Here is a 24,024-nt window from a genome sequence, read left to right as displayed (position 1 = left end):
GACGACGGCCGCAACGGTCACGGCCGCCGCCGCGAGCAGCGCGGCCGGCGGGAGTTTCGCGCGCAGCAGGCGCCGCGCGGCGGCGGCGAGGCCGGTTTCGGCCGGCCGCATCGTCCGGATCGGTTGCATCGCGGGTCTCATTGCGTGAGGTCGATTTCGTAAGTGGCGAGGTTCTTGCCCGAGCCGTCGTCGGCCGCGACCTGCGTGATGCCGGTCAGGCCGGCGGCCGCCGCGTCGCCGAGGCGGTTCGGCGCGGACGCGAACTGCACGTGCGCGACCGAACTCGCGAGCTTCGTGAAGCGCCAGCTGCGCTGTGCGCCGTCGGCCACGCGCGTGATGGCGCCGCGCTTCTTGACGAACGCGATCAGCACGTCGCGGTTCGCGTCGGGCGACGCGAAGATCGTCTTGCTGCCGTCGAGGCCGGGGAAGTTGCCGCCGCCGCTCGCGCGGTAGTTGTTGGTCGCGACGATGAACTGCGCGTTCGGGTCGATCGCCGCACCCTTGTACGTCAGGTTCTTGATCCGGCTGCCGACCGGCTGCGTGACGTCGATTTCATACGCGAGATCGGCCGACGTGAACATGTCGAAGTTGTAGCCGGGGAACGTGCTGACGAGCGGTTGCACGGTCGCCTTGGTCGGGTCGATGCGGTTGAAGCGCTTCGCGGCCGTTTCGAGCCAGTTCTTCACGTCGGCGCCGCTCACCTTCACCGCGTACACGGTGTTCGGGTACAGGTACAGGTCGGCCGCGTTGTTGATCGCGAGTGCGCCCGGCGCGACGTCGGTGTAGTCGGTGCCGCCGCCGAAGCCGCTCTTGAACGGCGCGCTGACCGACAGCACCGGCAGCGACGCGTATTGCGGCAGGTTCGCCTGCACGTAGGTCTTCACGTAGTCGGCCTGCGCCTCGTTGACGATCTGGATCGCGCCCGGATCGCCGACATCGGCGAAGTACGAGTTCATCCGGTAGTCGGTCGAGCCGATCGGCGTCTTCACGTAGTCGATCGTCGCCTGGTGCTCGGCGGCGATCGCGGCGGACACGGACGGATCGGCCGCGACGTAGCTCTTGTCGGCGTTCTGGATCGGCCGCGCCTCGACGGTCGTCTGCGACTTGTCGACGCTCCATGTCTTGCCGTCGAACTTCAGGCCGAGCTTGATCACGCCGAGGTGCTTGCCCCAGTAGTTGGCCATCACGGTCGGCACGCCGTTGACGGTGCCCTTGACCTTGTCGACGCCCGGCAGGTTGAACTGCGACACGGTGCTGTTCGCGTCCGGGAACACCTGGTGCGAGTGGCCGATCAGCATCGCGTCGATGCCGGTCACCTTCGACAGCCACCAGCTGCCGTTCTCCATCGTCGGCGAATACGCGGAATTGTCGAGGCCGCCGTGCGAGATCGCGACGACGAGATCGGCGCCCTTCGCGCGCATCTCCGGAATGTACTTCTCGGCGGCTTCCTTCAGGCCGGTCGTATAGACCTTGCCGTCGAGCCAGCGCTTGTCCCAGCTCATGATCGCGGGCGGCGTGAAGCCGATGATGCCGATCTTCACGGGCGCGCTGACCGTCTTGCCGTCCGGCGTCGTCGCGGTCACGGTGCGGGTCAGGATCGTGTACGGCGTGAACAGCGGCGCGTTGGTCTTCGCGCTGATCACGTTCGCGAGCACCTGCGGGAAGTTCGGGCCCGCGCACTTTTTCTGCTGGGCCGGCGCCGGCAGGCCGTCGACCTCGAACGTGTTGCCGGTCACCTGCGACAGGTACGGCAGCCCGTAGTTGAATTCGTGGTTGCCGATCCCGCCGCCGTCGAATTTCGCCGCGTTCATCACCTTGTAGATCGCGAGCGTCTGGTCGCAGCCGACCGGCTTCACGAGCGCCTGGTAGTCCGACAGCGCGGTGCCCTGGATCGTGTCGCCGTTGTCGAGCAGCAGCGTGTTCGGATACTGCGCGCGCGCTTGCGCGATCAGCGTCGACACGCGCTCGAAGCCGAGCGAGTTGTCGGCGGCGAGCTTGAAATAGTCATACGACAGCACGTTGGTGTGCAGGTCGGTCGTCTCGAGCAGGGCGAGCGTGGCCGTCGTGCCGACGGGCGCCTGGGCCGCCGGCGGCGTCGCGGGCGGCGAGGTGACGTCGTCGCCGCCACAGGCGGCGAGGATGAAGGCGAGGCTGGCGAGCGCGGCGATGGCCGGCACGCGACGGCGGGAAAGCAGGGGGAGACGCATCGGTTGTCCTGTTCGGTGTTCTGTTTTATGAAAGGCGAGAGTCGCAACGATTGGCGGCGCGGGGCGCCGACGGCCTGATGTGCGGCGCGTGAGAGTATCGAAAGGAATCGTGACGGAAGAATGAAAGGTGATGAAGCCGGCAACGGGCCGGGGGGCGGCGGCTTCCACGCGGCTCCCGGGGCAGGCGCTCCGGTCAGGCGCCCCGGCCAGTCGCCCGCGGCCAGGCGCCCCACGGAAATCCTCACGTCGCGTCGTCGGGCGGTTCGCTACAATGGCCGCTGTCACCTTTTTGCAAACAACCTGCCCTTGGACTTCGAGACTCCTCCCGGCCTGTCGGTCGACGCCGGCGGCCAGGGCCAGACGGTGCGCCTGTACGGCCAGTGGACCGCGCTCGCGCTTGCACGCAATCGCGGCGCGGTGGCGCGCCGTATCGCGAGCATCGCGTCCGGGCGCGTGAGCGAATGGGATCTGTCGGGCATCGAGCGGCTCGACCACGTCGGCGGCCAGGCGCTGTGGCGCGTGTGGGGCCGCAAGCTGCCGGCCGGCGTCGCGCTGAGCGTGACCCAGCGCACGATCTTCGAGCGCATCGAGCGGCTCGACAGCGAGCGCGAGGCGCCCGAGCGCGTGGTGCGCTTCGGCCCGATCACGCGCTTCGGCTTCATGCTGTTCGCGTTCGGCGAACACCTGAAGGGCGGTATCGCGATGTTCGGCCTCGTGATCCTCGATGCACTGTCGGTGCTGCGCCGCCCGAAGACGATGCCGTGGAAGGAAACCTCGGCGAACATCTACAGCGCCGGCGCGCAGGCGCTGCCGATCACCGCGCTCGTCGCGTTCCTGATCGGCATCGTGCTCAGCTACCTGTCCGCGCAGCAGCTGCAGATGTTCGGCGCGAACCGCTACATCGTGAACATCCTCGGGCTGTCGGTGATCCGCGAGCTCGGCCCGGTGCTGTCGGCGATTCTCGTCGCCGGCCGCTCGGGCTCGGCGATCACCGCGCAGATCGGCGTGATGCGTGTGACCGAGGAGCTCGACGCGATGCGCGTGATGGGCATCCCGCACGGGCTGCGGCTGATCCTGCCGCGCGTGCTCGCGCTCGGCATCGCGATGCCGCTGCTCGTGATGTGGACCAACATCATCGCGCTGACGGGCGGCGCGCTCGCCGCGAAGCTCGTGCTCGGCATCGACGTCAACTATTTCGTGCGCTCGCTGCCGGGCGTCGTGCCAATCGCGAACCTGTACATCGGGGTGGGCAAGGGCGTCGTGTTCGGCATGCTGATCGCGCTGGTCGCCTGCCATTTCGGCTTCCGGATCAAGGCGAACTCGCAGAGCCTCGGCGAAGGCACGACCACGTCGGTCGTGACGTCGATCACGGTCGTGATCCTCGCCGACGCGGTGTTCGCGATCCTGTTCCAGAACGTGGGGCTCGGATGAACGCATCGAACGAAACGACCGCGCATGCCGCGGCCATCGGCGCCGGCTCGGTCGGCACCCGGCCGGCCGCGGCGGCCGACGGCGGCGACCTCGTGATCGAGGTGCGCAACCTGACCAAGCGCTACGGGCGCAACATCATTCACCAGAAGCTCGACTTCGACGTGCGGCGCGGCGAGATCGTGTCGATCGTCGGCGGCTCGGGCTCCGGCAAGACCACGCTCGTGCGGCAGATCCTCGGCCTCGAGCGGCCGACATCGGGCACGATCAAGGTATTCGGCGAAGATACCGCGACGATCGACGACGCGAGCGCGCGGATGATGCGCACGCGCTCCGGGATGCTGTTCCAGCAGGGCGCGCTGTTCTCGTCGATGACGGTGTTCGACAACGTCGCGCAGCCGCTGCGCGAGCTCGGCCGCGTGCCGCCGGACCTGCTGCACGACATCGTGATGCTGAAGCTCGAGATGGTCGGGCTGCCGTGCAAGCACGCGTCGAAGATGCCGGCCGCGCTGTCGGGCGGGATGGTCAAGCGGGTGGGCATCGCGCGCGCGATCGCGCTCGAGCCCGAGCTGCTGTTCCTCGACGAGCCGACGGCCGGCCTCGATCCGCAGGCGTCGGACGAATTCGTCGAGCTGATCGCGACGCTGCACCGCACGCTCGGGCTGACCGTCGTGATGGTGACGCACGATCTCGACACGATGGTCGCGCTGTCGACACGCGTCGCGGTGCTGGCCGACCGCAAGGTGCTGGTCGCCGCGCCGGTCGAGGAGGCCGCGAACGTCGACCATCCGTTCATCCACGAATATTTCCTGGGGCTGCGCGGGCGCCGCGCATTGCAGGCGCTGCCGCCCGAGCGGCGCGCGAAGCTGCCGAAGGCGGCCCTCGAACCGGCGCTGTCGAGCGTCGAGCTGTAGGCACGAAGGAATCCGCGAATGGAAAACAAATCACATGCGTTCTGGGCCGGCCTGTTCACGATCGCGTTGACGCTCGCGATCGCGGGCACCGTGTTCTGGTTCAACGTCGACCGCACCGTGCGCGTGCCGTACGACCTGCTCGCGCGGACCAACGTGACGGGCCTGTTCCCGGACGCGGCCGTGCGCTTTCGCGGCCTCGACGTCGGCAAGGTGCAGTCGATCGGTTTCGATCGCACGCATCCGGGCCAGATCCGGATCCGCATTCTCGTCGACCATGACGCGCCGATCACGCAGTCGACCTACGGCAGCCTCGGCTTCCAGGGCGTGACGGGCATCGCGTTCGTGCAGCTCGAGGACACGGGCCGCGACCTGGCGCCGCTGCCGTCGTCGCCGAAGGCGATCGCGCAGATCCCGATGCGGCCGAGCCTGTTCGACCAGATCCAGGAGCGCGGCGACGTGCTGCTGCGGCAGCTCGAACTGGCCGCGAAGAGCGCGAATGCGCTGATGTCGCCCGAGATGCGCGAGCAGTTGCGCGCGACCGCCGAAAGCCTGCAGCACGCGGCCGATGGCGCCGCCACGCTGACGAAGCAGCTCGGCCCGGCGGTCACTGCGCTGCCGGAAACGATGCACGAGGTGAACCGCGCGATGGCGTCGGCGAACACGCTGCTGCAGCCGAACGGGCCGCTCGTGTCGAACCTGAACAAGGCCGGCACGGCCGCCGAGCAGATCAGCGTCGCGCTGAACGGTCTCAACACGCGCGTGCAGTACGACACGCTGCCGCGTTTCAACGCGCTCGCCGGCAGCGTCGGCGACGCGTCGCGGCAATTGAAGGACGTGGCCGGTGAACTTGGCCGCAATCCGCGCAGTCTGTTGTTCGGTTCGCCCGGCGCGGCGCCGGGGCCCGGCGAGCCGGGCTTCGTCTGGCCGGGTGCAACGGCCGGGCAGTGACACCCATCGAAACCGGAAACATCATGCAGGAACACGCCATGCCACGAATCCTTGACCGCGGGCTGCGTCCCGCCGCGGCCGCGCTTGCCGTGCTGACGCTGTCGCTCGCGGCCGGCTGCGCCGGCAACAGCGCGGTGCTGTCGAATGTCCGCTATGACCTCGGGCCGGCCACGTCCGTCGTGACCGCAGGCCCGGGCCCCGCGCTGAAGGTGCTCGACGTCGCCGCGCCCGACGCGCTCGACTCCGACAAATTCGCCTACCGCCTCGCATACGTGGACGCGCAGCACGTGGCCGCCTATCGCGACAGCCGCTGGACCGCGCCGCCCGCGCAACTGCTCACGCAGCGGCTGCGCGGCGCGCTGTCGTCGCGCGGCACGGTGCTCGAAGGCTCCGACGGCGTGCGCGCGCCGACGCTCAAGGTCGACCTGAACGAATTCGAACAGGTGTTCGACGGCCAGTCGCAGAGCCACGGCGCCGTCACCGCGCGCGCGACGCTGATGCTGGACGGCAAGGTGCTCGGCCAGCGCACGTTCGTTGCACGCGCGCCGTCCAGCACGCCGGACGCGGCGGGCGGCGCCCGCGCGCTCGCGACGGCGAGCGACCAGCTCGTGTCGCAGATCGCCGCGTGGGTCGGCATGCAGGCGTACGCGGGCACGCCGTGACGCGTGCCGCGCAGCCGCGATGAGCGCGACCGGCACCCCGCGTGCATCGCCGCTCGCGCGGCAGGCCTTTGCCGCTTACGCGGCACTCATCGTCTACGCATCGCTGTATCCCTTCGCAGGCTGGGTGTCGCTCGGCATCGGGCCGTTCGACTACCTGTTCGCGCCGATGCAGCGCTACGTGACCGCGTTCGACGTGGTCACGAACGTGCTCGGCTACATGCCGTTCGGCGCGCTTGCCGTGCTCGCACTGCACCCGCGCTGGCGCGGCGTGGCCGCGACGCTGATCGCGGCCGGGCTCGGCATGCTGCTGTCGGGCGCGATGGAAGCGCTGCAAACCTACCTGCCGACGCGCGTCGCGTCGAATCTCGATCTCGCGTCCAACGCGCTCGGCGCGCTGCTGGGCGCCGCGCTCGTCGCGCCGGCCACCGGTGCGCTGCTCGATCGCGGCGCGCTGCGCCGGCTGCGTTTCGCGTGGTTCGAGGACGACGGCGCGACGCCGCTGCTGCTCGCCGGGCTGTGGCCGTTCGCGATCCTGTTTCCGTCGCCGTTCCTGTTCGGCATCGGCGACTGGCCGGCCGCGCTGTGGGAGCGCGCCGACGTGTCGATGCAGGACGCGCTGCTCGCGTGGCTGCCGGCCGCGTGGCGCGTGGGCGAATGGCCGGAGCGCGTCGACGGCTGGCTGTCCGACTCCGGTTGGGAGGCCGCGCTCGGCGGGTTGATGCTGTTCGCCGCGCTGACGATCGCGTCGCTCGCGATGCGGCCGCGCGCGCCGCGCATCCGGCTCCTGATCGCGCTCGTCATCGCGACGCTCGTGCTGAAGGCGGCCGCGACGTTCATGCAGTCGGCCACCGGCCTCGTCGTCGTGTGGGCGACGCCCGGCGCGCGGCTCGGGATCGAGCTCGGCTTCGCGGCCGCGCTCGTCGCGCTGCACGTGCCGGCGACCTGGCGCGCGACGCTTGCGGCGCTCGCGCTGCTGGCCGGCGTGGCGCTCGTGAACCTGCTGCCGGTCAATCCGTTCTTCGACTTCACGCTGTCGGGCTGGCGGCAGGGTCGCTACGTGCACTTCAACAGCCTCGCACGCTGGCTCGCTTGGATCTGGCCCTACGCGGCGCTGATCTGGCTCGGCCAGCGCGTCGAGCATGCATGGCTGCCGGCCGTGCTGCGCCGCTGATGCGGGGGCATCGGCGCGGCCGCGGTGCTATCGCGGGCAGCGACACGTGCCGCTCGCTATAATCGTCCGCATCCTCCGCTGCCCCGCGCAGCGGCAACCGCTCCTCTTTCCGCACGGCCTCGCGCCGGGCCGCTCGTCACCATCATGGATTCCTACTACCAGCACCACGTCTTCTTCTGCCTGAACCAGCGCGAACCGGGCGCCGAACGCCCGAGCTGCGCGCAATGCGACGCGCAGACCATGCAGGAATACGCGAAAAAGCGCGTGAAGGAACTCGGCCTCGCGGGGCCCGGCAAGGTCCGCATCAACAAGGCCGGCTGCCTCGACCGCTGCGAGGAAGGGCCCGTGATGGTCGTGTATCCGGAAGGCACGTGGTACACGTACGTCGACCAGGCCGACATCGACGAGATCGTCGAATCGCACCTGCGCGACGGCAAGGTCGTCGACCGCCTGAAGATCTGAGCGGGCCGGCCGAATGAACGTTCATACGCAGAAGTCGCTGATCGCGGGCCCGGTCGGGCAGATCGAAATCGCCGTCGACCTTCCCGACGCCGTGCGCGAAAGCGGCGCCGCGCCGCGCGGCATCGCGCTCGTCGCGCATCCGCATCCGCTGTTCGGCGGCACGATGGACAACAAGGTCGCGCAAACCCTCGCGCGCACGCTCGTGCAGCTGAACTACGTCGTGTTCCGGTCGAACTTCCGCGGCGTCGGCGCGACCGAAGGCGTGCACGACAACGGCACCGGCGAAGCCGACGACCTGCTCGCGGTGCTCGCGCACATGCGCGCGCAGCCCGCGTATGCGGACCTGCCGCTCGTGCTCGCCGGCTTCTCGTTCGGCACCTTCGTGCTGTCGCACGTCGCGAAGCGGCTGCGCGACGCGGGCGAGACGATCGAGCGGATGGTGTTCGTCGGCACGGCCGCGAGCCGCTGGCAGGTGGCCGACGTGCCCGAGAACACGCTCGTGATCCACGGCGAAACCGACGACACGGTGCCGATCGCTTCCGTGTACGACTGGGCGCGGCCGCAGGAACTGCCGGTCGTCGTGATCCCCGGCGCCGAGCATTTCCTGCATCGCAAGCTGCACGTGCTGAAGCGCATCATCGTCGACGCATGGCGCTAGCCAGTGCGCGGGTGCCGGCATGACGCCGGCAGCCTGCGTCGCTTCGTGCACATGACCTCCGGCCCTCGCCCGACGCGCGCTTTTCCCCACGCGACATCGCGCCGCACCGTGCGGCGCCACCTCACTTCCACCTCGCCTGCGCATGCCTTTCGCACACCTTCGCGTGCGATGACGGGCAGCTTGCCGTCACCCCGCGCCCGATGCGCATGCGCAACTGTCCGGCGCCAGGTTCGCGAAAACGCCCTGCGCGCCCACGTATAATGGCCGGATTCCGCGTCGCCCGCGGCCCGGCTGGGCCCATTGCGGCGCTCGTTTTGCCGCTGTCCGCCCGCTCGCGACGGCCGCGAACCGAACGCGTCCGCACGAGTCCAACCGGCGCGTTTCGCGTCGCCCGACGATCTCGGGCGAGTGCCCGAAACGCCCGCCGCCTTGCCGTTCAACCCTGCGCGTTTCGCACCGCACTTTCTGCCATCAGCCTGAATCGATCATGCGTCTGTCTCCCCAAGGCCTCAAGTCCCTCGCTTCCTCCATCGCCTTCGGCACCGCCGCGCGCAACGTCGCGCTCGGCGTGATGCTGCCCGTCGCGCTCGCCTCGACGATCGTCGTCGCCGAGGCGAAGCCGGCCGCCAAGGCCAAGGCCGCGCATGCGGCGCCGGCCGCCACCGAGCAGTTCACCGGCGCGCCCGCGACCTACATGCCGGGCGCGGTGCCGCCGCCGGGCGTGAATGCGCGCTCGTGGGTGCTCGTCGATGCGACCAGCAACACGGTGCTCGCATCGGGCAATGCCGATGAACGCGTCGAGCCTGCGTCGCTGACGAAGCTGATGACGGCGTACCTCGTGTTCGAGGCGCTCGACAAGAAGAAGATCTCGATGGAGCAGATCGTCACGCCGAGCGAAGCCGTGCGCCGCGTCGGCCGCGACGAGTCGCGCATGTTCATCGAGGCGAACAAGCCGGTGTCGGTGCACGACCTCGTGTACGGGATGATCATCCAGTCGGGCAACGACGCCGCGATCGCGCTGGCCGAACTCGTCGGCGGCAGCGAAGGGCAGTTCGTCACGCTGATGAACGACGAGGCGCAGCGCCTCGGCATGAAGGGCACGCACTTCGCCGACGTGAACGGCATGCCCGACCCGAACCACTACACGACGGCCGGCGACCTCGCGAAGCTGTCCGCGCACCTGATCCGCGATTTTCCGCAGTACTACAGCATCTTTTCGGAGAAGGAGTTCAAGTACAACAACATCCGCCAGGGCAACCGCAACCGCCTGCTGTGGCTCGACCCGACGGTCGACGGCCTGAAGACGGGCCATACGCAAGCGGCCGGCTACTGCCTGATCGCGTCGGCGAAGCGTGCGATCCCGGGCGTGGACGGCCAGCGCCGCCTGGTGTCGGTGATGATGGGCGAGCAGAAGGAAGGCGAGCGCACGCAGGACAGCATGAAGATGCTGAACTACGGCTACAGCGCGTTCGATTCGGTGCGCCTGTTCAAGGGCGGCCAGGCGATGTCGACGCCGCGCGTCTACAAGGGCAAGGACAACACCGTGCAGGTCGGCGTGAAGGCCGACCAGTGGGCGACCGTGCCGCGCGGCCTCGGCGACAAGATCAAGACGGAAGTCGACGTCAACGCGCCGCTGATCGCGCCGCTCGCGGAAGGCCAGCAGGTCGGCACCGTGAAGATCGTCGCCGACGGCAAGACGCTGTCGGAATTCCCGGTCGTCGCGCTGCAGGCCGTGCCGGAAGCGGGTATCTTCGGGCGTATCTGGGACTCGATCCTGCTGATGTTCAGCAAGAAGAAGTAAGCACGACGGGCCTTTGTTTTCGCGACTTCATCCCCATCTGACATAGCTATGAGCCAAGCCGAATTCGAACCGATCGTCTACCTCAGCGTCTCGTCGCAGGAGGAAATGGTGCCGCTGTCGGAAGCCCGTGTACCGGTGCTCGACCGCGGGTTCATCTTCGGCGACGGTGTGTATGAAGTTGTCCCCGTTTATGCGCACGACGGCGCGCACGTGCCGTTCCGGATCGAGCAGCATCTGGCACGGCTCGAGCGCAGCCTGAAGAAGATCGGCATCGTGAGCCCGCACGACGACGCGGGCTGGCGGGGGTTGATCGAGCGCGTGGTCGCGGCGAATGCCGAAGGGCTCGGCGATGGCAACGCGCTCGTCTACCTGCAGGTGACGCGCGGCGTCGCGAAGCGCGGCCATGCGTTCCCGGCGAACGCGGTGCCGACGGTGTTCGTGATGACGAGCCCGCTGCGCCTGCCGTCCGCCGAAGAACGCGCGCGGGGCGTGCGCTGCGTGACGGCCGAGGATCGTCGCTGGCTGCATTGCGACATCAAGTCGATCTCGCTGCTCGGCAACGTGCTGATGGCGCAGCATGCGGCCGAACGCGATGCGTTCGAGACGCTGCAGCTGCGCGACGGCAACCTGACGGAAGGCTCGTCGTCGAACGTGTGGATCGTGAAGAACGGCGAGCTGCTCGCGCCGCCGCGCAGCAACAAGATCCTCGAGGGGATCCGCTACGCGCTGATCGAGGAACTGGCGGACGAATGCAAGATCCCGTTCGTCGCACGCGAGATCAGCGAAGTGGAGTTGCGCGCGGCCGACGAAATCATGATCACGTCGGCCACGAAGGAAGTGCTGCCCGTCACGTCGCTCGACGATCTGCCCGTGCAGGGCGGCAAGCCGGGCCCCGTATTCGCGGCGTTGTACGACGCGTACCAGCGCGCGAAAGCGCGCGAGTTTGAACAGTTTGACCTAACCCGGAGCAAATGATGAGCGAACCGACCAAAACCATCGAGGTGACCGGCGCGATCGATACCCGGAAGGAGTCGCTGCTGGAGTTCCCGTGCGATTTCCCGATCAAGATCATGGGCAAGGCGCACCCGGAGTTCAAGGACACGATCTTCAAGGTCGTCGCCGTTCACGACAACGAGATCGATGTCGAGAAGATCGAGGAGCGCGCGTCGAGCGGCGGTAATTACACGGGCCTCACGATCACCGTGCGGGCGACGAGCCAGGAACAGCTCGACAACATCTACCGCGCACTGACCGGCCATCCGATGGTCAAGGTCGTACTCTAAGCGCCTTCCAGCCTCCTTCCTGCGCGCACTCGGCGGGGGTCTTCCCCGCCGCGCGCCGCGCGTCCAGCTCGTCGCACAGCCGCTTGTATTCGGCGACTTCCTGAAGCAGCCAGGTCCTGAACGCCTGCACGCGCGGCGTGTTCAGGAGCGGCGGCGGACACACGAAAAAATAGTGCCACGGGCTCGGCCCGTCGATGTCGAACAGGCGCACGATGCGCCCGTCGAGCAGGTCGTGCACCGCGAGCGAGCGGCGCACCAGCGCGATGCCCTGGCCGTCGATCGCGGCCAGCAGCAGGTTCGACGAATCCTGGTACAGAATCCCCCGTTTCGGCTCGGTCAGCGTCTTGAGCCCGGCCGCGTCGAACCACGGCCGCCACAGCTCGTCGTCCGAGCGCAGCAGGTTGTAGTGCACGAGATCGGCGGGCGTTTGCGGCAGCTTGCCGCCGTTCAGCGTCGGCGCGCACGCCGGAAAGAACACCTCGTCGAACAGCGGCTCGACATGCAGCCCCGGATAGCTGCCGTGGCCGAAGCGGATCGCGAGATCGACGTCGTCGCGCGCGAAATCGGTGAGCGAGTTGGTCGACTGTAGTTCGACGTCGATTTCCGGATGCCGCTCGATGAACGTGCCGATGCGCGGCGTGATGAAGCGCGCGGCGAACGACGACAGCATCGACACCACGAGCCGCCGGTCGCGATCGCTCGCGCGCACGTCGCGGGTCGCGTCGGCGATCACCATCAGCGCGGTGCGGATCTGCTGCGCGTAGCGCATGCCGGCGTCGGTCAGGCACAGCCGCTTGCCGTTGCGCGTGAACAGCTGGATGCCGAGCTCCTCCTCGAGCGCGCGCACCTGGTGGCTGACCGCGCCGTGCGTGACGTACAGCTCGTCGGCGGCGCGCGAGAAATTCTCGTGACGGGCGGCGGCTTCGAACGCGCGAATCGCGTTCAGCGCAGGTAGCTGGCGGAGGTCCATTTGCTAATTTTCCTCACATCGACGTGAAAATTGGTCGTTTTGTCGGACGCCTTGAAGTGACTACGATTGTAGCTATCGAAGCACTTATTGGCGGAGTCGATCATGCAAGAAATTTCTTCAAGCATCACGTTCGAAATCCCCGCGGGCGAAACCGTGCCGATGAAGGTACAACGCAGCACGCGGCTGGTGGTGCAGTGCGGGCCGGTGTGGGCGACGCGCAGCAACGACGTCAACGACTACTTCCTGGTCGACGGCGAAACGCTGAAGCTGCGCCGCGGCGAGCGGCTGTGGCTCAGCGCGGAAGGCCGGGAGGGCACGCGCGTGGCGTTCTCGGTGTCGCGGCCGCCCCGGGAAGTCGCGCTCGGCGGGCTGGCACGGCTGCGCGAACGCGTGACCGCGCTGCTCCACGACGGATGGCGCACCGTCTGACCATCATTTCCTCCGACGGATACCGGCGATCCGTCCCCTCTCCAGGGCCGGCGAGACCCACGGGTTTTCGGTAAACTACCGCCCATGTCCGTTTCGCCGGTTTCCATCGTGTCCACGCCTGTTGCCGTTTCCGCATCGCCCGCCGGGTCCCCGGATCAGCCGGCCCCGCCGGTCACCGTGCGGTGGCGGGGCGTCGAGACCTACGAGGCGAGCTTCGACGCGATGCGCGCGTTCACCGACACGCGCACCGCCGACACCGGCGACGAGATCTGGCTGGTCGAGCACCCGCCCGTCTACACGCTCGGCCAGGCCGGCGACCCGGCCCACCTGCTGGTGGCCGACAGCGGCGTGCCGCTCGTGAAGGTCGACCGCGGCGGGCAAATCACTTACCACGGCCCCGGCCAGATCGTCGCGTACCTGCTGCTGGACCTGCGCCGGCGCAAGCTGATGGTGCGCACGCTGGTGACGAAGATCGAGGAGGCCGTGATCGAAACCCTCGCGGCGTATAATCTCGCTTCGGTCCGCAAGGCGGGCGCGCCCGGGATCTACGTGGCGTCCGGCGTGCACGAAGGCGCGAAAATCGCGGCCCTCGGCCTGAAGATCCGCAACGGCTGCAGCTATCACGGGCTGAGCCTGAACGTGAAGATGGATCTGCGCCCGTTTCTTGCGATCAACCCGTGCGGCTATGCCGGACTGGAAACTGTCGACATGGCGAGCCTCGAGGTTGCCGCCGACTGGAACGACGTCGCCCACACGCTGGTGCGCCGTCTGATCGCCAACCTCGACGGCGCATCCGCGGCCGCCGACAAGCCGCAGGCACTGGAACAACATTCGAATGACTGACGTTACCGCTTCCCCCGCACCGGCCGATTCGGCCGCGACCCCTGCCTACGATCCGACCGCCAAGCAGAAGGCGCAGGCGAAGACGGCGCGCATCCCGATCAAGGTCATTCCGATCGAGAAGCTGAAGAAGCCCGAGTGGATCCGCGTGAAGGCGGCCACCGGCAGCTCGCGCTTCAACGAGATCAAGACGATCCTGCGCGAGCACAACCTGCATACGGTGTGCGAGGAAGCGAGCTGCCCGAACATCGGCGAATGCTTCGGCAAGGGCACCGCGACGTTCATGATCATGGGCGACAAGTGCACGCGCCGCTGCCCGTTCTGCGACGTCGGCCATGGCCGCCCCGATCCGCTGGATCCGGACGAGCCGAAGAACCTCGCGCGCACGATCGGCGCGCTGAAGCTCAAGTACGTGGTGATCACGAGCGTCGACCGCGACGACCTGCGCGACGGCGGCGCCGGCCACTTCGTCGAGTGCATCCGCGAAGTGCGCGAGCAGTCGCCGGAAACGCGCATCGAAATCCTGACGCCGGACTTCCGCGGCCGTCTCGACCGTGCGATCTCGATCCTGAACGCCGCGCCGCCGGATGTGATGAACCACAACCTCGAAACGGTGCCGCGCCTGTACAAGGAAGCGCGCCCGGGTTCGGACTACGCGCACTCGCTGAAGCTCCTGAAGGACTTCAAGGCGCTGCATCCGGACGTCGCGACGAAGTCGGGCCTGATGGTCGGCCTCGGCGAAACCGAAGAGGAAATCCTGCAGGTGATGCGCGACCTGCGCGCGCACGACGTCGACATGCTGACGATCGGGCAGTACCTGCAGCCGTCCGAGCACCACCTGCCGGTGCGGGCGTACGTGCATCCGGACACGTTCAAGATGTACGAGGAAGAGGCGTACAAGATGGGCTTCACGCACGCGGCCGTCGGCGCGATGGTGCGCTCGAGCTATCACGCCGATCTGCAGGCGCATGGGGCCGGGGTGGTCTGAGCGTCCTTGCTTCGTCGTCTTCCGGCGAACCCGACAAAGCCCGCAGCGATGCGGGCTTTTTCGTTGGTGCGGACGCCGTGCTTGCGTTCGCACGGCAATCGCCACTCGACCGGACACGCAATCCGGTCGAGCATGGAAAGCAAAGCTGAAACGGCATCGATAGCTTCGCAGGATAAGTTCGCTCCCGCCGCGCGCAAAGCTCCTATAGTCGGCTCTCCCGCAGCAATGCCCGCATTCCGAAGGAGAGCCGCATGTCCCGTTTCAGCTTCATCCGCCGCGCCGTCGTCGCGCTGACCGCCTTTGCCGCGCTCGGCGCGGCGCACGCCGAAACGCGCGAAGTCGTGATCGCGTACCAGGACATGGTGGTGCCGTGGCGCTATGCGCAGGCGAGCGGTGAAGTCGAAAAGGCGACCGGCTACAAGGTCACGTTCCGCAAGCTCGACAGCGGCGCCGACGTGATCCGCGCACTCGCGTCGGGCTCCGTGCAGCTCGGCGAAGCCGGCTCGAGCCCGATCGCGGCGGGGCTGTCGCAGGGGCTCGACATCTCGCTGTTCTGGGTGCTCGACAACATCAACGACGCCGAGGCGCTCGTCGCGCGCAACGGCTCGGGCGTCACGAACGTCGCATCGCTGAAGGGCAGGAAGATCGGCGTGCCGTTCGTGTCGACGTCGCATTTCCACACGCTCGTCGCGCTGCAGGCCGCGGGCGTCAATCCGAACGACGTGAAGATCGTCAACCTGCGTCCGCCCGAAGTCGCGGCGGCATGGGCACGCGGCGACATCGACGCGACCTACATCTGGGATCCGGTGCTCGCGAAGGTCAAGCAGTCGGGCACCGTGCTGACGACGTCCGGCCAGGTCGCGAAAGAAAGTGGCAAGGCGACCTTCGACGGCTTCGTCGTGAGCCGCAAGTTCGCACGCGAGAACCCCGAGTTCGTCACGCGCTTCGTGAAGGTGCTCGCGGCGGCCGATGCCGACTACCGCGCGCATGCGGCGGCGTGGAAGGTCGGTTCGCCGCAGGTCGCGGCGGTCGCGAAGGTGTCGGGCGCGAACGCGCAGGACGTGCCGGCCAGCCTCGCGCTCTATGCGTTCCCGACCGCGGCCGAGCAGGCGTCGCCGACGTGGCTCGGCGGCGGTGCGCAATCGGGCGCGGCGAAGTCGCTGGCGGCGACCGCCACGTTCCTCAAATCGCAAGGCACGATCCAGACGGTGCTCGCCGACTATTCGGCCGGCGTCGATCCGCAGTTCGTGCAGAAGGCCGCGCGCTAAGCGGCGATCATCGCGGAGTCCTGAGCATGAGCACGCTGGAAGTCCGTCAGGTATCGGTTGCCTATCCGGGCGAGCGCGGCAGGCCGACGACGCAGGCGCTCGCGCGCGTCGACCTGCGCATCGATGCCGGTGAATTCGTCGTCGCGCTCGGCGCGTCCGGGTGCGGGAAAACGACACTGCTGAACTGCATGGCCGGCTTCGTCGCGCCGACCACCGGTGAGGTGTGCGTCGACGGCGTGCCGGTCACGGGCCCCGGCGCCGATCGCGGCGTCGTGTTCCAGAAGTATGCGCTGCTGCCGTGGCTCGACGTGCTCGACAACGTCGCGCTCGGGCTGCGCTTCGAGCGCGTGTCGAAGGCCGAGCGTGAAGCGCGGGCGCGGGAGATGCTCGCGCTCGTCGGGCTCGACGGTCATGCGCATGCGCGCGTGTACGAGCTGTCGGGCGGGATGCAGCAGCGTGTCGGCATCGCGCGCGCACTCGCGAGCGACCCGCGCGTGCTGCTGATGGACGAGCCGATGGGCGCGCTCGACGCGATGACGCGCGGCACGATGCAGGCGCTCGTGCTCGACGTGTGGGCGCGCACCGGCAAGACGGTGTTCTTCATTACGCATGATGTCGAGGAGGCGTTGTTCCTCGCGACGCGTCTCGTCGTGATGACGCCCGGCCCCGGCCGGATCGCGGAAACCTTCGATCTGCCGTTCGCGCGCCGCTACGTCGAATCGCGCGATGCGCGCGCGGTGAAGTCTTCACCGGATTTCATCGCGTGGCGCGAGCGGCTGATCGCGTACCTGCATCGCGACGAAGCGGCCGAGGCGGCCGCGTGATGCACGAACTCGCGCGACAGGGCGCGTCGGTCGGACGCGGTCGGATCAGCACTTTGCACAGGCAGGACAGCATGAGCACGCAGGATTCGTGGGCGGCCGACGGGACGGCCGCGGGTTTCGAGCAGGGCGATCGCACGCAGACTCGAGCGGTAGAACGTCGTGCGCCGTCGTCGCGCCGCTACCGGTTGCCGGGGGAGGGGAAGACGGCGGCCTTGAGCACGGCGACGGTCGCGGCGCTGGCCGTGCTGTGGTGGGTCGCCACGCATCGCCAGTGGCTGCCGCCGCTGTTCTTGCCCGCGCCGGAAGCCGTGTGGACGGCGTTCGTCGATGCCTGGCACGGTCGCATTCAGGGTGGGCTGCCTTTATCCGAGCACCTGCTGTGGAGCGCCGCGCGCGTGTTCGGCGCGTTCCTGCTCGCGACCGCGATCGGCGTGCCGGCCGGCATCCTGATGGGCGTGAGCCGCGTCGCGCGCGGCGTGCTCGATCCGCTGCTGGAGTTCTACCGGCCGCTGCCGCCGCTCGCGTACCTGCCGCTCGTCGTGATCTGGTTCGGCATCGACGAAACGGCGAAGCTCGTCGTGATCTTCCTCGCGTGCTTCGCGCCGATCGCGATGGCGGCGCGCGCCGGCGTGCGTGCGGCGACGGTCGAGCAGATCAACGCCGCGTATTCGCTCGGCGGCAGCTTCGCGCAGATCGTGCGGCATGTGGTGCTGCCGGCCGCGTTGCCGGAGATTCTCACCGGGCTGCGGATCGCGATCGGCTTCGGCTGGACGACGCTCGTCGCGGCCGAGATGGTCGCCGCGACGGCCGGGCTCGGGCAGATGGTGCTCAACGCGTCGAGCTTCCTGCGCACCGACATCGTCGTGATGGGGATCCTGATCATCGGCGCGATCGCGTGGCTGTTCGATCTCGCGATGCGGTGGGTCGAACGGCGGATCGTGCCGTGGAAGGGGCGGGGGTAGGCTGCGAGTCGCACCGGGGCGCGACGCAGGTCGATTGCTCCGCACCGCGAACGAGAGAGGGGCCGGGCTTCGCGTCGAGCGAAGCCCGGCCCCTGTCGCATGATGCCGGCGACTGCGAGAGGACGACTTACCAGCGATACCCGGCGCCGGCGCCGACCGCAACCGTGCCGCGCGTATTGGTCGAACCGGATGCCTTGACCACCCAGCGCCCGTTGCGCGTGGCGGTGGACAGGCCGAACGCGACGGCCGACTGCCCGCTGTACGTGCCGCCGGCGATCGAGACCATGCTTTCGCCGGCCAGCGACGCCTGCGGCAGGTTCGCGATGGCGACGGCGGACGCGATGCCGCCGCTGGCGTCGCGACGATAGTGGTCGATGTCGTTACGCACGCTGCCGATCTGGTCGTGCAACTGCTGCACGTTCACGGCATCGGTCGGCGCGGTGCCGGCCTTGACGTTGGTGATCTGCCGCTCCTGGCCCGGTGCGCCGACGGAGACCGTGTCGTCGCGATCGGCGACGGAGTTGTTGCCGAGCGCGACCGAGTTGTTGCCCGATGCCGTCGAGTTGTTGCCGAGCGTGAGACTGTCGTCACCGGATGCCTTCGAGTTCTGCCCGAGTGCAAGCGAGTTCGATCCCGTTGCGCCGGAGCCGTCGCCGAGCTGCGCGAAGTCGTTGCCGTGGTTGCCGCCGGGCGGTGGGCTCGTGGGTGTGTCGTTCTCGAAGTTCGTCAGGCGCGTATCGAGCAAGTCGATTTTCTGCTGCATCGTGAAGAGTTGCCCGCCGTTGACGGCTTCCAGGCTGCCCGCTGCGATCAGGCCGGGCGCGACGTTGGCAAGCAGCGTGCCGCCGACACCGCCGAGCGTCGCGCGGGCGAGTGTCAGATCGTCGTACACGAGCGCACCGAGCTGTTTGCCGTTCGGGTCGATCAGGCCGGTCGCCTTCAACTGCGCGATGGTCACGGCGTCGGTGTCGTCGACACCGTTCGACAGTCCGGTCAGTACGCGCGTACCGTCCGTACCGGCGAGGCTCACCGACGCGCCGCCCTTGTTCGCGCCGATCGAGATCGCGAGGCTCGCGGGATCCTGGCGCACGAGGCCGGTGGCGCCGTTGTCGAGGCGCGTGCCGAGATCGTCGACGTCGATGCGGATGGATTTCACGTCGCCTTCGACGTTCGTTACGCGGCCGTCGAGCGTCGTGATCGATTGCGTGTTGGTCTTGGCGCGTTCGTCGAGATTCGTCAGCGCACTGCCGACGTCGTTGAACGACTGGCCGTCGATCTTGTAGTTCGGGCCGCGCACGCTCCCGTCCGCGTTGATCGCGGCATCGCCGCCGAGCGCCTCGACGACCGGCTTGAGCTGCGACAGGTTGACCGCGTCGGTGTCCTTCGTGCCGGCGCGGAGATTGACGAGCTGGCGCTCGTTGCCGGCTTGGCCGATCGAGACGGTCTTGGCGCGGTCGGCGACGCTGCCCTGGCCCAGTGCCACCGAATCGTGTGCGGTCACTTTCGTGTCCGCGCCGAGCGCGAGCGCGCGGTTCGCATTGACGCTCGACGATACGCCGAACGCGCTCGACCGGTCGCCGTGAACGCTGGCCCTTTCACCGATCGCAATCGTGGCTTGGCCATTGGCGCTGGCCTCCGCGCCGATCGCGATGGCCGAGTAATCGCCGCCGGTCTCGCCGTTTGCCTTCGCACCGGGCCCGATGGCAATCGAGCCGGCTCCCGAGGCAGTGGGCGTGCCGCCCGTACCACCATTGACGATGAGATTCTCCAGCACCAGATCGGCGGCCTGACCGTAGCCCGGTGCAAGCACGGCAATGGCGATGGCGAGTTTCGAGAGGCGGGTGGCGCAAGCGGCGCGGCGCGCGTGACCGGAAGAGCGGAGGGGGATGCTGGTAATTGTATGAGTCGCAGTCCTTATTAATTTGGGATATTGAGTCGCATGGTTGGCGCAGGCTGACGAGGCGCCGTCACGATACGGACATGTCTTCTTCCAGGCGGCTCGTTGGCTGCGCGATGGTGCCGTTGTGGGGGACCGCAACATGCCGTCGATGCCGACGACCGGCCTGGATCGGACTATGCCGATACGAGCAGCGGACTATACGGATTGACGCAAGGGCCGTCGATCAGACGAATACGAAATTGACGCGGATGGTGCGGGACACATGCGTGTGTCGAGCACGATGCGCAGGATGGACCGAGCGGGCGGACAATGAGCGGTCCGCGCGCATCGGGCACGTCAACGCGTCGTCACGGCCGGGCGGCCGGACGACATCGCGTAGCGCGCCGCGCCGCCACGCCACGCTTGGGGACCCTCATTCCCCCATCGCCACCCCTTCCCGCCGCGGATCCGCGCCGCCGAACCACACCGTCTGCCCCTGCACGTTCAGCCGCTGGATCCCCTGCAGCCCCGAGTTCATCTCGACGACCTGCACGTCGTGCCCGCGGCCCTTCAGTCCGTCGGCGAGTGCTTCCGACACGCGGCCGCGTTCAAGCTGCGTCGGCCCGTTCATCGACCCGAAGTTCGGCAGCGCGATCGCCTGCTGCATCGTCATCCCCCAGTCGAGCACGCCCACCAGCGTCTTCGCGACGTGGTTGATGATCGCGGGGCCGCCGGCCGAGCCGACGATCATCGTCACCTGCTTCGTCTTCTTGTCGAACACCAGCTCCGGCGACATCGCCGAGCGCGGCCGCTTGCCGGCCTGCACGCGGTTCGCGACCGGCCGGCCGTTGTCGTTCGACACGAACGAGAAATCGGTGAGCTGGTTGTTCAGCATGAAGCCGCGCACCATCAGCCGCGAACCGAACGCGTCCTCGATGCTCGTCGTCATCGACAGCGCCTGGCCGTAGCGGTCGACGATCGCGATGTCGGACGTCGAGGGCAGCTCGGGGCTGCGGTCGTCGGCCATCGCGAGCGTCGCGCCCTGCGGCGTGCCGGCTTGGGCCACGCCCATGCTGCTGTCGCCGATCAGGTGCGCGCGCTGCGCGAGATAGGTCTTGTCGATGAGGCTCGCCCAGCTGCCACCGGGCAGCGGCACGAAATCGGGATCGGCGACATAGCGCGCGCGGTCCGCATACGCGAGGCGTCCGGCTTCGCTGAACAGGTGCGCGGCGAACGGTGTCGGCTCGTAGCCGGCGTCGTTGCGCACCGGCTTCTGCGCGCCGATCTGCTGCCAGTCGGGCATCGCTTCGAGGATGCCGAGCATCTGCGCGATCGCGAGGCCGCCCGACGACGGCGGCGGCATCCCGCACACGACCGAGCGCCGGTAGTCGGCGCACAGCGGCGCGCGCACCTTCGCCTTGTAGCGCGCGAGATCCTGCAGCGACAGCAGGCCCGGGTTGGTCGGATGCTTGCGCACCTTCGTGACGATGTCGCGCGCGATCGCGCCGCTGTAGAACGCGTTCGCGCCGCGGTCGGCGACCTGGCGCAGCACGGTCGCGAGCGCGGGGTTCTTCAGCACCGTGCCGGCTGCCTTCGGCGTGCCGTCCGGGTTGTAGAAGTACGCACGGGCGGCCGGGTCGTTCTTCAGGTACTTGTCGTTGGCGATCAGCGTCGCGAGCCGCGGGCTGATCGTGAAGCCGTGCTCGGCGAGCCGGATCGCGGGCTGGAACAGCCGGCGCCACGGCAGCTTGCCGTGCGCGCGATGCGCGGCGTCGAGCATGCGCAGCACGCCCGGCGTGCCGACCGAGCGTCCGCCGACGACACCTTCGTAGAAGCTCATCGGCTGGCCGGTCGGCCCGTAGAACAGGCGGTCGGTCGCGGCGGCCGGCGCGGTTTCGCGGCCGTCGTAGGCCTGCGTTGCCTTGCCGTCGAAGTACAGCAGGAACGCGCCGCCGCCGATCCCCGACGATTGCGGCTCGACGAGCGCGAGCACCATCTGCGTGGCGATCGCCGCGTCGATCGCGGTGCCGCCAGCTTTCAGCATCTCGTAGCCGGCCTGCGTCGCGAGCGGGTTCGCGGCCGCGATCATGAAGTGCTGCGAGGTCCAGCCCGGCTTGTCGGTCCAGCCGGACGACAGCTCGGGCGCGTGGAAGCCGGGCAGCGGCACGGCGGCGCCCGAGGCGGCGGCGACGGGCACCACCGCGCCCGACGGTGGCGTGGACGGGGACGTGCAGCCGGTGTTGAACGCGACGAGCGCGACGGCGGCAAGCAGCGTCCAGGAGCGCGAATGCGGACGAATCCGGTCGAACATTGAACCCTCGGCAGCAGTGAATTCGAAGGAGGCGACGGTGCCGGCGCAACGCGGCTGCCCGCCCCGGCGCGCTATTGTCGCCGCGCGCCCGGCGGCTTGTCACCCGACAGGAAACCCTGACGCAGCGCGCCGGGCCCGCCCCGGCCGGTCTTTCCGGCCTGTTCGAGGATGAACTCTATGAACGTCGACGTCGCGCGCGTGTGGTGCCGGTTCGGCATGTAGAGCATGTACATGTGCGTGCCGAAGATGCTGAGCCGGTACGCGTCGAGCGACGTGACGACCGTGCCGCGCCGGATGTCGTCCTGCACCACGTAGTCGGGCACGATGCCGACGCCGATCCCGCCGAGGATCGCCTGCCGCAGGAACAGGAAGTTCTCCGAAACCAGCGTGGGCTCGAGCAGCACCTCATGGCGCTCGTCGCCGAGATACGCGGCGATCCTGAGCTGCCGGCCCATCACCGTCGCGGTGACGACGGGGGCGGCCGACAACGCGCCGAGGCTCGCCGGCATCCCGTGCTCGGCCGCGAAGGCGGCCGACGCGCACGCGACGTAGCGCACCGCGCCCATGTCGCGCGCGACGAGGTTCTGCGGCGGCTCCGGCATCACGCGCACCGCGATGTCGATCTCGTCGCGCATCAGGTCTTCCACGCGGTTCTCGAACACGACGTCGAGCACGATGCCTGGGTGCAGCCGCTTGAACGCGAGCAGCCAGTCGGACATCACCATCTGCCCGTAGCCGCTCGGCACCGACAGCCGCACGCGGCCCTGCAGGTCCTGGCCGAGCGTCGTCACCGATTCCTGCGCGGCGAGCAGTTCGTTGCGGATGCGCCGGCCGTGCTCGTACAGCTTCAGCCCGATCTCGGTCGGCTCGATGCGCCGCGTCGTGCGCCGCACGAGCTGCTGGCCGATCGACCGCTCGAGCTGGTTCAGCCGGTAGCTGACGTTCGCGCGGCTCATCTTGAGCCGCTGCGCGGCCTTGCTGAGATTGCCGGCGTCGAGGATCTCGACGAGCAGCGTCAGCGCGTTCAGGTCCATGCGTCGCGTCTCCTGATCCGTCCCGGTTAATGGTCGGAAGCATTCAGTGTCAAGTCGGACTTGACAGCTTGTAAAAGCAGGAGGGAATTGTCAATGAATCTAGATCAATCGAGAATCAGGTCATGCCCGGCGTACGGCCGGATCTTGTCCCGCTTCGTGCGGGACGGGGGCCGGTGCCCGGCGTCGACGCACCAGCCGCCGCGTCAAGGAGACACGATGAATTCACCCGCTTCCCCCGCCAGCCCGGCCGGCACCGTCACGCGCGAACGGCGCGACAAGGTGCTCGTCGTCACGATCGACCATCCGCCCGTCAACGCGCTGTCCGCCGAGGTGCGGCGCGGCCTCGCCGACGCGCTCGACGCCGCGCAGGCCGACGACGCGATCCGTGCGGTGCTGATCGTCGGCGCCGGCCGCAACTTCATCGCGGGCGCTGACATCCGCGAGTTCGGCAAGCCGATCGCGCCGCCGTCGCTGCCTGATGTATGCGAGCGGATCGAATCGGGCGCGAAGCCGGTCGTGGTCGCGCTGCACGGCGCGACGCTCGGCGGCGGCCTCGAAGTCGCGCTCGCCGCGCATTACCGGCTCGCGGTGCCCGGCACGAAGCTCGGGCTGCCCGAAGTCACGCTCGGCCTGCTGCCCGGCGCGGGCGGCACGCAGCGCGCGCCGCGCCTGATCGGTGCGAAGGCCGCGCTCGACCTGATGCTGACGGGCCGTCATGTGAGCGCGGACGAAGCGCTCGCGCTGGGCCTCGTCGACCGCGTCGCGCACAGCGACGACACGCTCGCCGAAGGCCTTGCTTACGCGCAGGAGCTCGTGTCGCTCGGCGCGCCGGTGCGCCGCCCGCGCGACGCGCGGTGGCTCGCCGACCGCCGGATCGGAAGCGCGTGGTGCAGGGAAAGTGTGGTTGGCATGTAGTTGGTCTGTGTGCGCGTCGGCTGCCTAGCACTCATCTATAACCTAACGTACAGTGGTCACTCACTGACTA

21 protein-coding genes and 2 pseudogenes are annotated in these 24,024 nt (G+C 68.5%); 17 read left to right on the top strand and 6 right to left on the bottom strand.

Annotated elements, in window-relative coordinates; all coding sequences use genetic code 11:
• Positions 1-129 (bottom strand): annotated as a pseudogene (locus G3N98_RS40395) (sel1 repeat family protein); the annotation flags it as partial.
• A gap of 8 nt (positions 130-137) precedes the next feature.
• Entirely contained in the window at positions 138-2,207 is a 2,070-nt protein-coding gene (locus tag G3N98_RS27970; protein ID WP_206149894.1) for a bifunctional 2',3'-cyclic-nucleotide 2'-phosphodiesterase/3'-nucleotidase, read from the bottom strand.
• Positions 2,208-2,513: 306 nt separating this feature from the next.
• Here G3N98_RS27970 and G3N98_RS27965 point away from each other — a divergent pair, with 306 nt between their 5' ends.
• The 10 genes from G3N98_RS27965 to G3N98_RS27920 all read left to right on the top strand — a co-directional run bounded on the left by G3N98_RS27965 (position 2,514) and on the right by G3N98_RS27920 (position 11,534).
• Positions 2,514-3,638, top strand: a complete 1,125-nt coding sequence (locus G3N98_RS27965; RefSeq protein WP_089473623.1) for an ABC transporter permease — start codon at positions 2,514-2,516, stop codon at positions 3,636-3,638.
• Positions 3,635-4,549, top strand: coding sequence for an ABC transporter ATP-binding protein (locus tag G3N98_RS27960; protein ID WP_089426422.1), 915 nt, complete (start codon positions 3,635-3,637; stop codon positions 4,547-4,549). Before G3N98_RS27965 ends, G3N98_RS27960 begins: the two co-directional genes overlap by 4 nt.
• A gap of 18 nt (positions 4,550-4,567) precedes the next feature.
• Positions 4,568-5,497: an MlaD family protein gene (locus G3N98_RS27955; protein WP_089426421.1), complete on the top strand. Its 930-nt coding sequence runs from the start codon at positions 4,568-4,570 to the stop codon at positions 5,495-5,497.
• Between the two features lie 38 nt (positions 5,498-5,535).
• Positions 5,536-6,159, top strand: coding sequence for an ABC-type transport auxiliary lipoprotein family protein (locus tag G3N98_RS27950; protein ID WP_206149892.1), 624 nt, complete (start codon positions 5,536-5,538; stop codon positions 6,157-6,159).
• 19 nt (positions 6,160-6,178) lie between these two features.
• Positions 6,179-7,330, top strand: a complete 1,152-nt coding sequence (locus G3N98_RS27945) for a VanZ family protein (RefSeq protein WP_206149890.1) — start codon at positions 6,179-6,181, stop codon at positions 7,328-7,330.
• A gap of 144 nt (positions 7,331-7,474) precedes the next feature.
• On the top strand, positions 7,475-7,792 hold the full coding sequence (locus tag G3N98_RS27940; protein WP_011694422.1) for a ferredoxin: 318 nt from the start codon (positions 7,475-7,477) through the stop codon (positions 7,790-7,792).
• A gap of 13 nt (positions 7,793-7,805) precedes the next feature.
• Positions 7,806-8,450 carry an alpha/beta hydrolase gene (locus G3N98_RS27935; protein ID WP_034198940.1) on the top strand — a complete coding sequence of 215 codons (645 nt, stop codon included), beginning with the start codon at positions 7,806-7,808 and terminating at the stop codon, positions 8,448-8,450.
• A gap of 487 nt (positions 8,451-8,937) precedes the next feature.
• The gene (locus tag G3N98_RS27930) at positions 8,938-10,251 is read left to right on the top strand and encodes a D-alanyl-D-alanine carboxypeptidase family protein (RefSeq protein ID WP_089426418.1); all 1,314 of its coding nucleotides are present in this window, start codon (positions 8,938-8,940) and stop codon (positions 10,249-10,251) included.
• Positions 10,252-10,299: 48 nt separating this feature from the next.
• The gene (locus G3N98_RS27925; protein ID WP_206149888.1) at positions 10,300-11,226 is read left to right on the top strand and encodes a D-amino acid aminotransferase; all 927 of its coding nucleotides are present in this window, start codon (positions 10,300-10,302) and stop codon (positions 11,224-11,226) included.
• Entirely contained in the window at positions 11,226-11,534 is a 309-nt protein-coding gene (locus G3N98_RS27920) for a YbeD family protein (protein ID WP_011353335.1), read from the top strand. The genes G3N98_RS27925 and G3N98_RS27920 overlap by 1 nt, the downstream gene beginning before the upstream one ends.
• Here the strand turns inward: G3N98_RS27920 and G3N98_RS27915 are convergent.
• Positions 11,518-12,504 (bottom strand): transcriptional regulator GcvA, encoded by a 987-nt coding sequence (locus tag G3N98_RS27915; RefSeq protein WP_175016401.1) that lies wholly within the window; start codon positions 12,502-12,504, stop codon positions 11,518-11,520. The two genes, G3N98_RS27920 and G3N98_RS27915, sit on opposite strands and share 17 nt — an antisense overlap.
• Positions 12,505-12,606: 102 nt before the next feature.
• On the opposite strand from G3N98_RS27915, the gene G3N98_RS27910 reads away from it, so the two are divergent.
• From G3N98_RS27910 to G3N98_RS27885, 6 genes are all read left to right on the top strand, one after another.
• Complete coding sequence (locus G3N98_RS27910; RefSeq protein WP_122946777.1) at positions 12,607-12,933, top strand: DUF2917 domain-containing protein; 327 nt, start codon at positions 12,607-12,609, stop codon at positions 12,931-12,933.
• Positions 12,934-13,017: 84 nt separating this feature from the next.
• Positions 13,018-13,776 (top strand): lipoyl(octanoyl) transferase LipB, encoded by a 759-nt coding sequence (lipB, locus tag G3N98_RS27905; protein ID WP_039346281.1) that lies wholly within the window; start codon positions 13,018-13,020, stop codon positions 13,774-13,776.
• Positions 13,769-14,761 carry a lipoyl synthase gene (lipA, locus tag G3N98_RS27900; protein ID WP_039346279.1) on the top strand — a complete coding sequence of 331 codons (993 nt, stop codon included), beginning with the start codon at positions 13,769-13,771 and terminating at the stop codon, positions 14,759-14,761. Before lipB ends, lipA begins: the two co-directional genes overlap by 8 nt.
• A 251-nt stretch (positions 14,762-15,012) precedes the next feature.
• Positions 15,013-16,029, top strand: a complete 1,017-nt coding sequence (tauA, locus tag G3N98_RS27895; protein WP_174916224.1) for a taurine ABC transporter substrate-binding protein — start codon at positions 15,013-15,015, stop codon at positions 16,027-16,029.
• Between the two features lie 26 nt (positions 16,030-16,055).
• Positions 16,056-16,853: an ABC transporter ATP-binding protein gene (locus G3N98_RS27890; protein WP_206149886.1), complete on the top strand. Its 798-nt coding sequence runs from the start codon at positions 16,056-16,058 to the stop codon at positions 16,851-16,853.
• Positions 16,853-17,815, top strand: coding sequence for an ABC transporter permease subunit (locus G3N98_RS27885; RefSeq protein ID WP_206149896.1), 963 nt, complete (start codon positions 16,853-16,855; stop codon positions 17,813-17,815). Before G3N98_RS27890 ends, G3N98_RS27885 begins: the two co-directional genes overlap by 1 nt.
• A gap of 127 nt (positions 17,816-17,942) precedes the next feature.
• Here the strand turns inward: G3N98_RS27885 and G3N98_RS27880 are convergent, their stop codons facing one another.
• From G3N98_RS27880 to G3N98_RS27870, 3 genes are all read right to left on the bottom strand, one after another.
• Entirely contained in the window at positions 17,943-19,856 is a 1,914-nt protein-coding gene (locus G3N98_RS27880; protein WP_206149884.1) for a YadA family autotransporter adhesin, read from the bottom strand.
• A 271-nt stretch (positions 19,857-20,127) separates the two neighbouring features.
• The gene (gene ggt / locus G3N98_RS27875; RefSeq protein WP_206149882.1) at positions 20,128-22,005 is read right to left on the bottom strand and encodes a gamma-glutamyltransferase; all 1,878 of its coding nucleotides are present in this window, start codon (positions 22,003-22,005) and stop codon (positions 20,128-20,130) included.
• Positions 22,006-22,076: 71 nt separating this feature from the next.
• Positions 22,077-23,039 carry a LysR family transcriptional regulator gene (locus G3N98_RS27870; protein WP_089461685.1) on the bottom strand — a complete coding sequence of 321 codons (963 nt, stop codon included), beginning with the start codon at positions 23,037-23,039 and terminating at the stop codon, positions 22,077-22,079.
• A 216-nt stretch (positions 23,040-23,255) separates the two neighbouring features.
• On the opposite strand from G3N98_RS27870, the pseudogene G3N98_RS27865 reads away from it, so the two are divergent.
• Positions 23,256-23,909, top strand: a pseudogene (locus G3N98_RS27865) (enoyl-CoA hydratase/isomerase family protein); the annotation flags it as partial.
• Positions 23,910-24,024 lie beyond the last annotated feature (115 nt).

It is taken from the genome of Burkholderia sp. Tr-20390 (assembly GCF_017104595.1).
In the GTDB taxonomy this organism is placed as follows: domain Bacteria; phylum Pseudomonadota; class Gammaproteobacteria; order Burkholderiales; family Burkholderiaceae; genus Burkholderia.
This window is presented reverse-complemented; position numbering and strand designations above follow the sequence as displayed.